This window comes from Marinobacter sp. F3R08, assembly GCF_018860425.1.
Taxonomy (GTDB): domain Bacteria; phylum Pseudomonadota; class Gammaproteobacteria; order Pseudomonadales; family Oleiphilaceae; genus Marinobacter.
Window position 1 is genome coordinate 504178 of record NZ_JAHKPI010000025.1, and the last position, 15263, is coordinate 519440.

General features: G+C 54.7%; 10 protein-coding genes. 8 read left to right on the forward strand and 2 right to left on the reverse strand.

The features are described from left to right. Nucleotides 1–33: 33 nt before the first annotated feature. Complete coding sequence (locus tag KO499_RS17705; RefSeq protein WP_215985071.1) at nucleotides 34–519, reverse strand: MaoC/PaaZ C-terminal domain-containing protein; 486 nt, start codon at nucleotides 517–519, stop codon at nucleotides 34–36. 188 nt (nucleotides 520–707) lie between these two features. Here KO499_RS17705 and KO499_RS17710 point away from each other — a divergent pair, with 188 nt between their 5' ends. The 3 genes from KO499_RS17710 to KO499_RS17720 all read left to right on the forward strand — a co-directional run bounded on the left by KO499_RS17710 (nucleotide 708) and on the right by KO499_RS17720 (nucleotide 7712). Then, a complete protein-coding gene (locus tag KO499_RS17710; RefSeq protein ID WP_215985072.1) occupies nucleotides 708–2384 on the forward strand; it encodes a long-chain fatty acid--CoA ligase in 1677 nt (558 codons plus the stop codon). Between the two features lie 120 nt (nucleotides 2385–2504). Then, entirely contained in the window at nucleotides 2505–6440 is a 3936-nt protein-coding gene (gene hrpA / locus KO499_RS17715) for an ATP-dependent RNA helicase HrpA (protein ID WP_215985073.1), read from the forward strand. A 150-nt stretch (nucleotides 6441–6590) separates the two neighbouring features. Further along, nucleotides 6591–7712, forward strand: a complete 1122-nt coding sequence (locus tag KO499_RS17720) for a beta-ketoacyl-ACP synthase III (RefSeq protein WP_215985074.1) — start codon at nucleotides 6591–6593, stop codon at nucleotides 7710–7712. A gap of 12 nt (nucleotides 7713–7724) precedes the next feature. Here KO499_RS17720 and KO499_RS17725 read toward each other — a convergent pair whose 3' ends face one another. Next, a complete protein-coding gene (locus KO499_RS17725) occupies nucleotides 7725–8132 on the reverse strand; it encodes an acyl-CoA thioesterase (protein ID WP_215985075.1) in 408 nt (135 codons plus the stop codon). A gap of 90 nt (nucleotides 8133–8222) precedes the next feature. Between KO499_RS17725 and KO499_RS17730 the strand changes: the two genes are divergently transcribed. From KO499_RS17730 to dinG, 5 genes are read left to right on the forward strand one after another with little or no spacing between them, the layout of a single operon-like run. After that, nucleotides 8223–9011: a VacJ family lipoprotein gene (locus KO499_RS17730; RefSeq protein WP_215985076.1), complete on the forward strand. Its 789-nt coding sequence runs from the start codon at nucleotides 8223–8225 to the stop codon at nucleotides 9009–9011. A gap of 30 nt (nucleotides 9012–9041) precedes the next feature. After that, nucleotides 9042–10529: a DUF3336 domain-containing protein gene (locus KO499_RS17735; protein ID WP_215985077.1), complete on the forward strand. Its 1488-nt coding sequence runs from the start codon at nucleotides 9042–9044 to the stop codon at nucleotides 10527–10529. A 1-nt stretch (nucleotide 10530) separates the two neighbouring features. Further along, entirely contained in the window at nucleotides 10531–12201 is a 1671-nt protein-coding gene (locus KO499_RS17740; RefSeq protein WP_215985078.1) for an AAA family ATPase, read from the forward strand. 2 nt (nucleotides 12202–12203) lie between these two features. Continuing rightward, nucleotides 12204–12932 carry a general secretion pathway protein GspB gene (locus tag KO499_RS17745; protein WP_215985079.1) on the forward strand — a complete coding sequence of 243 codons (729 nt, stop codon included), beginning with the start codon at nucleotides 12204–12206 and terminating at the stop codon, nucleotides 12930–12932. Then, the gene (gene dinG, locus KO499_RS17750) at nucleotides 12932–15136 is read left to right on the forward strand and encodes an ATP-dependent DNA helicase DinG (RefSeq protein WP_215985080.1); all 2205 of its coding nucleotides are present in this window, start codon (nucleotides 12932–12934) and stop codon (nucleotides 15134–15136) included. Before KO499_RS17745 ends, dinG begins: the two co-directional genes overlap by 1 nt. The last annotated feature ends 127 nt before the right edge of the window (nucleotides 15137–15263 follow it).

A 15263-nucleotide genomic window follows, 5' to 3' on the forward strand; every position in this document is an offset into this window, starting at 1 on the left:
AATAGGGCAGCCTGGGCTGCCCGGACAAGACTGTTATGTTTCGATAGTGATCTTCGGCAGTCGTGGTTTGTGCAGAGAGATTTTTTCCGTCGGCGCGATGACTTTGGCTTCTCCCATGACGACTTGTCGATCGTTCTGATTGCGTACGTCGCACTCGACCACGACCCGGCCTTTCGGTTCCTTGCGCAGAACCTTCAGTTTTACAGTAAGGGTATCGTCAAGGGTAACCGGGCGCTTGAAGGACAGGCTTTGCTCAAGGTAGATGGTGCCGGGACCCGGCATCACGGTAGCCAGTGCCGCCGAGATCAGGGAGCCACTCCACATGCCGTGGGCGATCCGTTCCTTGAACATGGAGTCGGCCGCAAATTCAGAGTCGAGGTGTACCGGGTTCACATCACCAGAAACCGCTGCAAACAACACCAGATCCTCCTCAGAGAGGGTCCGCGTGAACGTGGCGGTATCGCCCTCGTTCAGTTCGTCGTAAGTGATATTTTCCAGACTATCAAGGGTATCGCTCATCGCGTTCTCCGCACGGTTGTCGTTTGAGTACAGGTGTTCGGATCAGAGTCCCGAAAACTACCTCATCGGTTTCAAAACTGCTATTCTCTCCCCACTTTTTTGAGGGTGATACTTTTGTAGGGTTGATTTTCTCAGCAACTTGACATTGGTAAATCATTACAATCAAAAGCGCCAAACAGGAGATGGTGATGGATTTCGAGCAGTTCTATCAGGACAAATACCCCGCGGGCGTACCCCGAGAGGTGGACCTGAACAAGTACCAAAGTATGGTGGATGTATTCGAGCAATCGGTCAAAAAATTTGCCGATCGCCCCGCATTCAGTGCTGTTGGTGCAACTCTCACTTACCGTGACCTCGACACCCAGAGCCGTAACTTTGCAGCCTGGCTTCAGAACAAGACAGACCTTAAGCCCGGTGATCGTATTGCTGTCCAGATGCCGAATGTCGGTCAATACCCGGTTGTTGTGTTTGGTGCCATGCGGGCAGGCATGATTGTGGTGAATACCAATCCGCTGTACACCACGCGGGAAATGGAGCACCAGTTTAACGATTCCGGAGCCAAGGCATTGGTTGTGCTCGCCAACATGGCGGAGAACGCCGAGAAGGTGTTGCCCCATACCAGCATTGAGCACGTAATTGTTACCGAAATTGCGGACATGCACTCGCCCATCAAGCGCACGCTGATGAATGCGGTTATCAAACACGTCAAAAAGATGGTGCCGGCATTCAATCTGCCTCAGGCGCACAAACTTCCGGCAGTGCTCAGCGCAGGTGCCCGCGAGAAGTTCACCCCCGTTGAGTGTAAGCAAGACGACATTGCGGTGCTTCAGTACACCGGAGGTACGACCGGGGTGGCGAAAGGCGCAATGCTGACTCATGGAAATCTGGTGGCCAACCTGCTGCAGACACGTCCGATGATGGAAAATATGGTGGTTGAAGGGCAGGAAGTCGTGATTGCCCCGTTGCCGCTGTACCACATTTATTCCTTTACTCTGAACTGTGGAATCATGCTCGAAGCAGGTGCCCACAATATACTGATTCCGAATCCTCGTGATATTCCGGGATTTGTGAAAGAGTTAAAGAATCATAAATTTACCGCGTTTCTCGGTCTGAACACTCTGTTTGTTGCGCTTTGCAACAATCAGGATTTTCAGAATCTGGATTTCAGCACTCTGAAACTTACCTCTTCCGGTGGTATGGCACTGACGAGTGACACTGCCAAGATGTGGGAGCGAGTCACCGGTTGTGAAATCTGTGAAGGTTTTGGTATGACCGAAACCTCTCCAGTCGTGACGTTTAATCCGCACAGCGCCATTCAGATTGGTACCATCGGCCTCCCGATTCCGTCCACCGTAGTAAAGACGCTGGACGAGGAAGGAAACGAGACGCCGCTGGGCGAACCCGGCGAATTGTGTGTGAAAGGACCGCAGGTTATGCGCGGTTACTGGCAGCGCCCGGAAGATACCCAGAAATCGTTCACCGAGGATGGTTTCCTTCGTACCGGCGACATTGCCCTGATTCAGGAGGATGGGTACATCCGCATTGTTGACCGAAAGAAAGACATGATCATCGTTTCAGGTTTCAATGTGTTTCCAAACGAGATTGAAGACGTTGTGAGCAGTCACCCGAAGGTGGTTGAGTGCGCTGCTGTTGGCGTGCCCGATTCGAAGAGTGGCGAAGCGGTCAAAGTGTACCTGGTGCCGACAGCTGAAGGTGTAACAGAGAACGAGGTCAAGGAATTCTGTCGTGAGCGTCTTACTGCTTACAAGGTGCCCAAGAAGTTTGAGTTCCGTGACGAACTGCCCAAGACCAACGTAGGTAAAATTCTGCGTCGTGAGCTTCGGGACGAAGCGAATAACACGTAAACCCGATTGGTCGTTGATCAGAAAACCCCGCGTTGGCGGGGTTTTCTGTTTTTAAGAAACTGACTTTCCCGATAGACTGTCGCCCAATCGATTCAGAGTGAGCGTGATTCCGGCAATTCAATGACAGACACCCGTTCCGATACTCCGCGTAAACCCAGGCCCAGGCTCGATAGTGAAGCAGCTGTCAAATCCATGATGGAACAGTTGGACGCTTGTAATCAGCAGGAAGCGGCACGCATCGTTAAAACGATTGCCCGCACCAAGGGTAAACCTGGTCAGAAAGACCTCGAAAAAATGGCAGGCTGGCTGCAACGTGGCCTGGATAAGGTGCAGCAACGCCATGCCCGGCACAAACCTGCCACTTTCCCTGAGGGATTACCGGTTTCCGATCGGGTTGACGATATCCGTGACGCTATCGAAAATCACCAGGTTGTCATCATCGCCGGGGAAACGGGTTCCGGGAAAACCACTCAGATTCCGAAAATCTGTATGAATAGTGGTCGAGGAATCCGGGGTCTGATTGGTCATACGCAGCCTCGCCGAATTGCAGCCCGCAGTGTGGCGGCCAGGATTGCCGAAGAAATCGGGGAGCAGACAGGCCAGCAGATCGGGTATCAAGTCCGGTTTACCGACAATACCTCCGAGCAGTCCCGGGTGAAGGTGATGACCGACGGGATCCTGCTTGCGGAAGTCCAGCACGACCGGTTTTTGGATCGCTACGATACGATCATTATCGACGAAGCTCACGAGCGCAGTCTCAATATCGATTTTCTGCTTGGCTATCTTCGCCAGCTCCTGCCCAAGCGCCCGGATCTGAAGGTCATTATCACGTCCGCAACCATCGAAGTGGAGCGCTTCAGCGAGTTTTTTGATAAGGCTCCTGTTATTGAAGTGAGTGGCCGGACCTATCCGGTGGATGTGCGGTATCGGCCACTAACCGGCGATGAAGACGATCGGGACCAGGGCTGGACTGACGGAGTGCTGGGCGCACTGGACGAAATCGAACAGCACGAACGGAGTGAGAAGCAGCCGCCCGGGGATGTCCTGGTGTTTCTGCCCGGTGAACGGGAAATCCGTAGCCTTAGCAAAGTCTTGCGACATGCCGATTTGCGCCACACGGATATCCTGCCTCTGTATTCCCGGTTGAGTAACGCCGAGCAGAATCGGGTGTTTCAGTCCCATAAAGGGCGGCGGATAGTGCTTTCCACCAACGTGGCGGAAACATCACTGACGGTGCCGGGTATCCGTTATGTAATCGATACCGGTGTGGCCAGAATCAGCCGTTACAGCGTGCGTTCAAAAATTCAGAGGTTGCCGATTGAACCTGTTTCCCAGGCCAGTGCCAATCAGAGAGCTGGTCGTTGTGGGCGGGTGGCACCGGGAATCTGTTTTCGGTTGTACGATGAGACAGATTTCATCAATCGTCCGGAATACACCGATCCGGAAATCCTGCGCACCAATCTGGCATCTGTCATTCTGCAAATGGCCACCTCCGGCCTTGGAGAAATTCGGCAGTTCCCGTTCCTCGAGGCGCCGGATAAACGCCAGGTCAACGATGGTTACAAGCTCCTGGAAGAACTGGGTGCGGTCGATGACAAACGACGTGTTACTCGGCTTGGGCGAACCATGTCGCGTTTGCCCCTCGACCCGCGCCTGGCAAGGATGCTGGTTACGGCGGCTGAACTCGGCAGTCTGTCGGAAGTGCTGGTGATCATTTCCGGGTTAAGCATTCAGGATCCACGGGAGCGGCCACAGGACAAACAGCAGGCGGCGGATCAGGCTCATGCTCCTTTCAATGACAAGGAGTCGGATTTCCTCACGCTGCTCAATGTCTGGAACTTCTATGAAGAACAGCGGCAGGAACTGTCCCAGAACCAGTTGAAGAAGGTGTGCCAGAAGAGCTTCCTGAGCTGGATGCGCATGCGCGAGTGGCGGGATATCCATCGCCAGTTGACGCTGATCTGTCGAGAGCAGAAGTTGACGGTCAACACTGAGGCCGCGAATTACGACTCTCTCCACAAGGCGATATTGGCTGGTCTTCTTGGCCAGGTAGCGGTCAAAGTAGAGAAAAAGGAATATCTGGCGACACGAAACCGGAAACTGATGATCTTTCCGGGCTCCAAGGTGTCAAAGACGGGACCGAAGTGGATCGTCGCTACCGAGATCGTGGAAACCAGCCGGGTGTTCGCCCGTGTGGTGGCTTCCATTCAACCGGAATGGATTGAGCCTCTGGCCGGTCATATCGTCAAGCACCACTATTTCGAACCCCACTGGGAGCAGAAGCGAGCCCAGGTAATGGGCTACGAAAAAGTCTCGTTGTACGGTCTGGATATTGTCGCCAAGCGTCGCATTCCTTATGCCAAGGTAGATCCGGCCGAGTGTCGCAATCTGTTTATCCGGCGAGCGCTGGTGGAGGGGGATTACCGGTCAAAGGCGCCCTTTATCGCCCGTAACCGGGAAATGCTCGATACTGTTGAGAATCTTGAGAAGAAGACTCGCCGTCGGGATTTGCTTGTTGATGATGAGGCACTGGTTGCTTTTTACGATGAACGCCTGCCTGCAGACATCATCAGTGGTCGGCATTTCGAATCCTGGTGGAAGGGCTTTTCCGCTGAGCAGCTGAAGGAGCTGGAGCTCACTGAAGCCGACATTCTCCAGCGCCCGGTGGATGCGCAGGCAGCGGACCTGTACCCGGATTACCTCGAGTGGGAGGGCGTTCGGTATCCGCTTAGCTACGAGTTTGAACCCACCAGCGAAAAGGACGGAGTCACGCTGCAGGTCCCTTTGATGGCGCTCAAACAGATTCCGGCACGCCGACTGGAATGGCTGGTGCCGGGGCTGTTGAGGGAAAAATGCATCGCTCTGGTGAAGTCTCTGCCCAAGGCGTTGCGCCGGAATTTTGTACCGGTGCCTGATTTTGTGGATGCGGCACTGGAGAACCTTAAGCCCTCCAATGAGCCTCTTGTGCTTCAACTTGGTGAGCAGTTGCGCCGTATGACAGGCGTACAGATTGATTCTGACGCATGGTCGGAATCGGACTTGCCCAAGCATCTTCGGATGAATCTGCGTGTTATTGGCGATGGCGGTCGTCGAATTGCCGAGAGCCGGGAGACGGCTGAGCTGCAATATCAACTTGAGGGACAGGCTGAGCAGGCGCTGGCATCGGCCACTCAAGAGACTTCCAGGGAGGTTCCCGACGGCGAATATAGTGACTGGCAGTTCGGATCATTGCCTGAGCAGGTCCAGACCGAGAAGGGTGGAATGCAGGTTACGGTATATCCCGCGCTTGAGGATTTGGGAAAACAGGTGCGACAGATACGCTGTCTGGATCAGCGGACCGCTGAAAACACCACTCGAAAGGCGATCGCCCGCCTGATACTCAACCGGTTTGGAAGGACGCTGGACGATTTGGAGCGCAAGCTGCCCCATTTCAAACAGTCTGCCCTGATGTTTGCTCCGGTGGGGCAGTCGAAGGTATTACTGGACGACCTGCTTTTGGCAACGGTTATGAAACACTTTCTGACGGGGGCTGTTCCAAGGACGGTAGAAGACTATGACCGCGTTTTTGATGCCCGCAGAGGGGACTTTATTCCGGCTCTCGAGCAGGCAGACGAGAGGTTGTATCTTGCTATGACCGGTTACCAGAAAGTGGCGAAACAATTGAAGGGTAAAATCAACCTGGCGTTTGCCAACAGTATGGCTGATCTCAAGTTCCAGCTGCAGAACCTTGTGTATCCCGGCTTTCTGGTGGAAACCGAGGCCGAGTGGCTGGCGGAGTTTGGGCGCTACTTCGAGGCGGCTCTGGTGCGGCTTGAGAAAATGCCCCGGGAAATGGGCCGGGAGCGGGAATTTCTCCATCTTATTGAACCTCTCTGGTCCCGGTATGCGGCTAAGCGGGGTGAGCACCAGCGCCAGGGAGTTCGTGACCCCGAACTGGTGCTCTACCGGTGGATGCTGGAGGAGTTCCGGGTGTCGTTTTTCGCCCAACAATTGGGCACTGCCATGACAGTTTCGGTCAAACGGCTGGACCGGCAATGGGAGAAAACCAGGGTATGAGGGAAGAATGACTGCACCATTCCGGTGCCTGTGATCGACAGCCGACGAGCAAAACCCGGAACCTGTGTTAGTATTTCTGACATTAGGTTGATGAAACAAACAGACGGGGCAGCAGGCATTCTGTTGTCACCATCATGACGTGGGGTTAGCGTGATTAAAGCCGTTATAAGCGGGACCGGTCTCTACACACCGCCAGCAAGCATTGAAAATGACGAACTGGTAGAAGCTTTCAATCAGTACGTTGAACTGTTTAACGAAGAGAATGCAGATGACATCGCCAGCGGCGATGTAACGGCGTTGCAGCCATCCTCGTCTGCATTTATCGAGAAAGCCTCTGGCATTAAGCGCCGGCACGTCATCGACAAGGATGGCATTCTCGATCCCGGGCGAATGACACCCTACATCCCTGAACGCAATAACGACGAGCCCTCGGTTCAATGCGAAATGGCGGTCATAGCCTGCCGTGAAGCCCTTGAGCAAGCGGGCAAGTCAGCGCAGGATGTTGATGCCGTGATCGTTGCCTGTTCGAACCTGCAACGGGCCTATCCGGCGGTTTCTATAGAAGTTCAGCAAGCTCTCGGTATCGAAGGGTTTGCCTACGATATGAACGTGGCGTGTAGCTCCGCTACCTTCGGGCTCCAGGCTGCGGTCAATTCGGTCGAAAATGGCAGCGCCCGCTCTGTTCTGGTGGTCAGCCCGGAGATTTGTTCGGCTCATCTCAACTTTCGGGACCGGGATAGCCACTTCATTTTCGGCGATGCCTGCACAGCCATTCTGGTTGAGCGGGAAGAAGACGCCAGGGATGGTCAGGGATTTGAGATTCTGGGCACAAGCTTGAAGACCAAATTCTCAAATAATATCCGGAACAATTTCGGGTTCCTGAACCGCACGGATGATTCTGGTGTCGGAAAACCGGACAAACTGTTTGTGCAGCAGGGACGAAAGGTGTTCAAAGAGGTGTCACCTCTGGTTGCCGAGACGATTCAGAAACAACTGCAGAGCTTGTCGCTGGTTCCTGATGATCTCCGCCGAATGTGGCTGCACCAGGCAAACCTGAACATGAACCAGTTGATTGCACGTAAGGTTCTTGGTCGGGATGCCAGTGTGGAAGAGGCGCCGGTGATTCTGGATGAGTACGCGAACACCAGCTCTGCCGGCTCAATCATCGCATTCCATAAACACAAGGGTGACCTGGTCAGCGGTGATCTTGGAGTCATATGTTCGTTCGGGGCAGGTTATTCCATCGGCAGCGTTGTGATACGCCGCCGGTAGGAATCCGTTAGCTCATGTCTTTGCCAGGGTCCTGAGGGTGTCTGGGAGAGGGATCGAAGAACGTGATGTGCGGTCGAACCAAACAATTTTCGCATAGCCCTCCGCATAAACAGCGCCAGTGTCGGTATCTGTCAGTAAATGATAGGTGTCGAGACTGGTGTTGCCTGCCTTGTCGGCGTATGTTTTCACCTCAACCGTTGCCGGATGGGTCAACTCCTTTAGAAAGGTGGCACTGGTCTTTATAATAACCGGTCCGGTTGGCTCATCAGGACCACCGAGTTCAAGTGACGCCAGCCAGACAATGCGCGCTTCCTCAAAAAAACGGAAGTAGACTGTATTGTTGGCGTGGCCGTATGCATCCATGTCCCCCCAGCGGAGAGGCATTGTTATCGTGCTTACAAGGTTTCCCGGTACTGGCATCTGTTTCTCCGGAACAAAGGTTTAATAATAGAAAAAAAGCGCTGGTATTTTCGACGAATCGTTACGAATTAAACAACCCAAGAGAAGATGATGAAACACATTTCTTTCCGGCGCTGGCTTGCTCCTCTGGCCCTGTTGTTGTTTTTCGCCCCATTTCTGTCAACGGGCGAGGCTGTCGCCCAGAGCATACAGGAACCCGCCCCTGAGCATGCGGTTCCGGTTGATCCGCAGGATCCATGGGAAAGCTGGAACCGAAAGGTATACAGCTTCAACGAGACCATTGACCGTTGGTTCCTGAAACCGGTAGCCCGGGTGTATCGGACGTTCACCCCCAAAATTGTTGACCGTGGCATCACCAATTTTTTCAACAATCTGGGGGAACTCCGGAATTTCACCAACAGCTTGCTGCAATTAAAAGGGGAGTCTGCCGTTGTTGCGATCGGTCGCTTCACCTACAACACCACCTTCGGTCTGGGAGGCTTGATCGACGTTGCAACTGCGTTTGATCTGCCCGAACGGCCTGAGGATTTCGGTCAGACGCTGGGCTATTGGGGTTCCGGCTCGGGGCCCTATCTCATGCTTCCGTTGCTCGGGCCTTCCACACCAAGAGATTTTACCGGGTTTGTCACCGATGGTTTTGCGCTTCCATCCACGTGGGATGCTTTGGACCGTCCCGACGTCTATTACGCCCGGGGTCTTCAGGTTGTTGATAAACGCGCAGACTTGATCCCGGCGGAAGGGTTTATATCCGGAGACAGCTACGTGTTCGTTCGTAACGCTTTCCTGCAACGCCGTGAATTCCTGATTAACGATGGGAAGGTTGTGAATGATCCGTTTGCCAGCGGGGATGATGAAGATCTGATGCTTGAAGATTTCTGAGCATCATCCCGGATTGAAAGGAGGTCAGCGGTGCTCAAGGATCCAAGAATAGTCAAATTCAGGAAAATGCTGGCGGAGGCGCCGAACTACGAAGTTTGGAAGGCGGCGGCCCTGGAGCTGGATTACCTCGAAGGCAGCGTCGAGTGGAAGGAGGATTTTGCCTCTGATCTCTACCATTACGAAGTCATCTACGATCGGTTGAGTAATCTGAAGCAGTATCGCCAGCAAAACGACGTGGAACGTCTCAAGCGGGCTCTGCGGGAAGGATTGCACCACGATCTCGGTAATATGGGTAATCCCGCGCTTTATACACGGTCGCGGGTGGGTACCAAGCACCTGATCGAGGAATACATTGCTCAGGTATGTGAATCGCTGGACTACCTTTGTGATCAGTCGGTACCCGGCTTTCCGGTTTCAGAAAAACTTCAGTTCTTCCGGGACACTCTGACCAGCTATGGCCGTCCCGCGCTTTTGCTGAGCGGTGGCGCTACTCTCGGTGTTTTTCACTTTGGTGTTATCAAGGCCTTGTGGGAAAAGGGACTTTTGCCCCAGGTTATTGCCGGCTCCAGTATCGGTGCGATTATCGCGGGTATTCTCGGAGTACATACGGACGCGGAAATACCTCAGATGCTGGTTCCGGAAAACCACAACCTGAAAGCGTGGAAATGGCGGGGTCTGCTGAGCGCGGTGCGCGGAGATGGACTCATGGATCAGGAAGAGCTGCGCAACTGTCTGCGTGGGAATGTCGGTGAGTACACCTTTGAAGAGGCCTATCAGCGAACCGGACGCTCGATCAATGTGAGCGTGTCGCCAGTACAGGCGCACCAGAAGGCGCGATTGTTGTGCGGGTACACCTCGCCCTACCTGATGGTCTGGAGTGCTGTGCTGGCAAGCGCTGCCGTACCCGGTATTTTCCCGCCTGTCACCTTGATGAAAAAGGACATTCAGGGCAACACGCTACCCTATATGCCACGCCTGAAATTTGTGGATGGCTCGGTTGTCAGCGATCTCCCCATCGAGCGGTTGATGCATCTTTACGATGTGAATTACACCATCGTGAGCCAGACCAATCCCCATGTAGTGCCATTCCTGAACCAGCGTGGGCGTGATGAAAAACTGTCTCTTGGCAATATACCTCTGCACCTGCTCAAATCTGAAGTGCAGTTCCATGGCCAGGGTGTGTTTGATTATCTGCGCAAGCGTGTCAGGCCGGAACTTCTCCGGCAAATGTCGGGTCAGTTATACACCATAATGGCCCAGCGCTATTCGGGAGACGTTACCATTGCTCCTTCTTATTCGTTCAAGGACTACTCCAGGATGCTGTCCAATCCTGATCCGGCCTATGTGAGGCAGATGATTCTGGCGGGTGAGCGTGCTACCTGGCCGAAAATCTCCATGATCCGCTCCCACGCCCGCATCTCGAAGACTCTTGAGCGATGTGTTCAACGGCTCAAGCTACAGAACCGGCGCACCGCCGAACTCAGACTGATCAGCAACGCGGATTCCGGTACGTCCTGATATGTATTATGATTTTTTCGGCTTTCGCGAACCGCCGTTTTCCATTGCGCCGGACCCTCGTTACCTGTACCTCAGTGACCGCCACAAGGAGGCACTGGCGCACCTGATGTATGGGGTTCAGGGGCAGGGCGGCTTCATTGTGATTACGGGTGAGGTGGGAACAGGAAAAACCACCGTCTCCCGTTGTTTTATTGAAAACGTGCCGGACAACGTCGATATTGCTTTGATCCTGAACCCGAGACTCTCCGCTCGGGAGTTGCTGTCTTCGATCTGTGACGAACTGGAAATTCCTCACGACATCAGTGCAACGATCAAGGAACTCGTGCATCTGATCAACCAGGATCTGCTCGCAGCGCATGCGGCGGGACGCCACAAGGTCCTGATGATCGATGAAGCCCAGAATCTGTCTGCCGACGTGCTGGAACAGCTCCGGCTTTTGACAAATCTGGAAACGGCAGAGAAGAAGCTGTTGCAGATTGTCCTGCTCGGCCAACCTGAATTACAGGAAATGCTGGCTCTTCCAGAGCTGCGTCAACTGAATCAGCGGGTTACTGCACGCTACCATCTGGATGCCATTGGGCGCGATGAGCTTGCGGCTTATCTTCGATATCGCCTCAGCGTTGCCGGAATGCGCGGAGACATTTTTTCGCAACGTGCAGTCAGTCGCCTCTATCGGGAAAGCCAGGGCATTCCCCGTTTGATCAACCTGATCAGTGACCGGGCACTCCTGGGCGCGTATGCCGTAGGCGAACACGAGATAACAGCGAATCATATCAGGCAGGCGGCAAAGGAGGTTCGTGGACAGTCTCCAGGGACTTCGTCTTCACGTCGCTCCGCAGACAGATCCCAGTATCTGGTCGTTGCGGCTTCAGTTCTGCTCGCTGTGATCGGCACCTCCTGGTTGTTCGACCGCTGGTCCACTGATGGTGATCTGTTACTGTCCGACTCTCTCCAGGGGCCTGTTCAGCGGTTGGCAGGGCAGGATTCGGAGCAAGTAGAGGATCCGGAAACCATACCTGAAGAAGAACCTTCCGTAGTAAACGAACTGATCGTACCCGATCAATTGCTGGATTCGGTTTCGGCGTTTCAGGCACTTTTCCTGATCTGGGGGGTGGATTATCAACCAGCAGAGGCGCCCGTTGCCTGCGACTGGGCCAGGGCGAACGGCCTGGCATGTCTGGAGCGGCAGGGAAGTCAGCGAAGTTTGGAATTTCTTGATCGTCCGGCGATGCTTCAGCTTCAGGATGAAGCCGGAAACGAGGGGTTTGTTGTCCTTCGTCATCTCGATGGAGATACAGCGGAGATTGCCTTGCCGTCTGGCAGTCAAACCGTTTCCTTTGCCAGTATCGAACGGTATTGGTTCGGGGAGTACCGCGTGCTTTGGCGCCTACCGGAATATCTCACAGGTAACGGTTTTTATAGCAATGGCGCTGGTGAGCAACTTTGGCTTGGTGCGAGAATGATGGACCTTGCGGATCGGTACAGCGATTCCACGGCCGAAAGTGACCAGGTAAAACGGATGGACACCGAGGCGCAGGTTCGCTGGTATCAAACTTTGCGAGGACTCACCGTGGATGGGATTGCTGGAGCAATGACGATCATCCAGATCAATAATGATCTGGAAGCCTCCATTCCCCGCCTCGAGCCCCTGCAAACGAAAGGTCGAGAGTAGTCATGTCATACATTCTTGACGCGTTGCAAAAATCGGAAACCGAGCGCCGGCAAGGCCGCGTTCCGGATCTTGGTCAGCAGGTACAGCTGATCCATCGTCCAAAGAAAAAGGGCCTGTCACCCGCTATTTGGGTGGCTCTGGCCCTCTTCCTCAACGCCGCCGTTCTGGTTCTCTTCGTCTGGTCGGGGGCGCCTTTGCCCTGGGTTTCCGATGAGCCAGCGGTCGCCCAGGCCAGCTCTGAGGAGACGGTGAATGTTCCGGAGTCTGCACCAGTTGAACGTGCACCCGGGCCTGAGCCGCGTTCAGACAGCTCCGCTGCCGGGACGGAGGAGATCCCTGAGCCTGCCACGTCCGAGCCTGCAACCAAGCCAGTGGTACCGGATCTCTCCGCGTCGGAGAGCCGGGAACGAGCAACGGTTATCGTGCCTTCATCCGTAATGCCCGAAACCACAGTCCCGATTGTGGAAGAGGCACAGGCGGGGCGAGTGCCTCATCTGGTAGAGTTGCCACTTTCATTCCAGAAGAGCGTCCCCGATTTGACTTTTAACAGCCATATCTACTCTTCATCTCCCGCATCCAGCCGGGTGATGATCAACGATACCTACCTGAAAGTGGGCGATTCCTTTGAGGGTCTTCGGGTGGATGAAATCACCGAAGAAGGCGTGGTGCTGAGCCGAGACGGCAGACGCTTCCGCGTTGGTGTTGTCCGGGATTGGGTGAGCCCCCGCTGATGGCGCTGACCGACGACATCAAGCAGTCAATCCAGCAAGGTTATCGGGATGTATTGGCGGGCAAGGATATTCGTGCGCGCTATGGCCAGCGTCTGATGATTGCCGAAATTGCCAGGTACATGGGCGATATTACTGAAAATGATGGTCAGAGAACCTCCCCGGCCTCAGCCTGTGTGGTGGAAGCCGGAACCGGGACAGGAAAAACCCTCGCCTACTTGATCGCTGCCATTCCGGTCGCAAGGGCTCTGGGTAAAACGCTTGTTATTTCTACCGCTACGGTGGCTCTCCAGGACCAGATTGTGCTCAAGGATCTCCCCGATCTTAAAAAGCACAGCAAGATGGATTTCGACTGGACCCTGGCCAAAGGCCGGGGTCGTTACCTTTGTATGTCCCGGCTGGAGGCCAGGTTGCATGACGAAGGGAACACCGACAGCGATACCATGCCATTGTTCCTGCTGGATGGGCCAGGGAATGAAGAGCCGGGCACCCGCGCGTTTTTCGAGGAAATGCTGGCCAGTTACGGCTCCCGCGAATGGGATGGTGACAGGGATCACTGGCCGGAGCAGATCCCTGACGATGTTTGGCGACAGGTGACCACGGATCATCGCCAGTGTACCAACCGTCACTGCAGTTACTTTGACAGTTGCGCGTTCTTCGATGCCCGTAAAGATCTCGACGATGCGGATATTGTGGTGGCCAACCATGATCTGGTATTGGCAGACCTGGCACTGGGTGGAGGGGCGATCCTTCCAGAGCCGGAAAATGCGCTTTACATTTTTGATGAAGCTCATCACCTCCCGGACAAGGCATTGAACCATTTTGCCGCGTCACTCCCTCTTAATGCCACCCGCCAGTGGTTGAAACAACTCGCCCAGGCGCTGGTGAAAATGCAGCCTTACCTTGCCGCTGGCACGCAGGCCGCCAAATCGCTTGATCGGATCAGTTCGGCGTCCAGGGAGGTCGATCTGGTATTGAATCGCGTCTATGAGGAAGCCGAGCAGAATACCGGGTGGGAATTTAATGAAGAGCGTCGGTCGGCCCAATGGCGTTATCCGGAAGGAGAGCTGCCGGAAGCCGTGGCGGAACTGGCAGCGGAGAGCCGCATTGCGACGGCCAATATGGTGCGCCAACTGGGTGTCCTGGCCGACGAACTCCAGGGTGCCTTTGATGAGCGTAAGGAACATGAGATTGACAGGGAAACCGCGGAAGCCTGGTATCCGGTGATTGGGGCTTTCCACTCTCGGGCGGAGGATCAGCTACGGCTCTGGACGGCGTGGTGCGAGCAAGGAACCGCAAAACCTGACAGTGAAGCAAATTCCGACCCGGAAACAGGAAAGGAGACCGGAGCCAGTCGACCGGCCCTGAAAAGTCCGCCACCGGCTCGCTGGGCGGTGCGCCAGCGCTGGGATCACGCGGAGGACATTACGCTATACAGTTCCCCGGTTCTGGCAGACAACCTGCTGTATTCGAGACTCTGGTCCAGAGCCTATGGGGCCGTGCTAACCAGTGCCACGCTGACTGCGCTTGGCCGGTTCGATCGACTGAATGCCCGGGCGGGATTACCGCAGGGAAGCAGATTCCTCGTTGTCCCCAGCTCATTCCGTTATGGCGAGATGGCGACCGTAGAGGTGCCTGCAATGTCGTCCATGCCTACTGATGATGGCTTTGCTGATGAGCTTGTTGCACGACTGCCGGGCCTGTGGGCGGGTGAGAAAGCAACCCTGGTATTGTTTACATCCAGGCGGCAGATGCAGCAGGTGCGCGACGGACTAGCCCCGGATTATCCTGATCTGATAATTACCCAGGATGATATGGCTAAAGGCGAGGTTCTCAGACAGCATTGTAGCCGGGTCGACGAGGGTCGTCCGAGTGTGTTGTTCGGGGTTGCCAGTTTCGCTGAGGGTATCGATCTTCCCGGGAAATACCTGCACCATGTGGTGATTACGCGGCTTCCGTTTTCCGTCCCCGACGATCCCATTGAGGCGAGTCTGGCCGAGTGGGTTACCCAGAGAGGCGGCAATCCTTTTATGGAAATCACTGTCCCTGATGCTTCAATCAAGCTGGTTCAGGCGGTAGGTCGGCTTCTCAGGACCGAACAGGATACGGGTAGGGTAACCATTCTGGATCGCCGGATCATTGCTCGACGATACGGTCAGCTCTTGCTGGATGCCTTGCCGCCGTTTCGCAGAATTATCGAACGCTGAGTTCTTTTAAGGCTTCGTACCTCCATAAAAAAAGAGCCAGCCCAAAAGGGGTGGCTCTGATCAAAGGGGTTCGTTCGAACCCGGGCGTCGAAACAACGCGGAACAAGAAATCTGAAGGCCTGAAGTT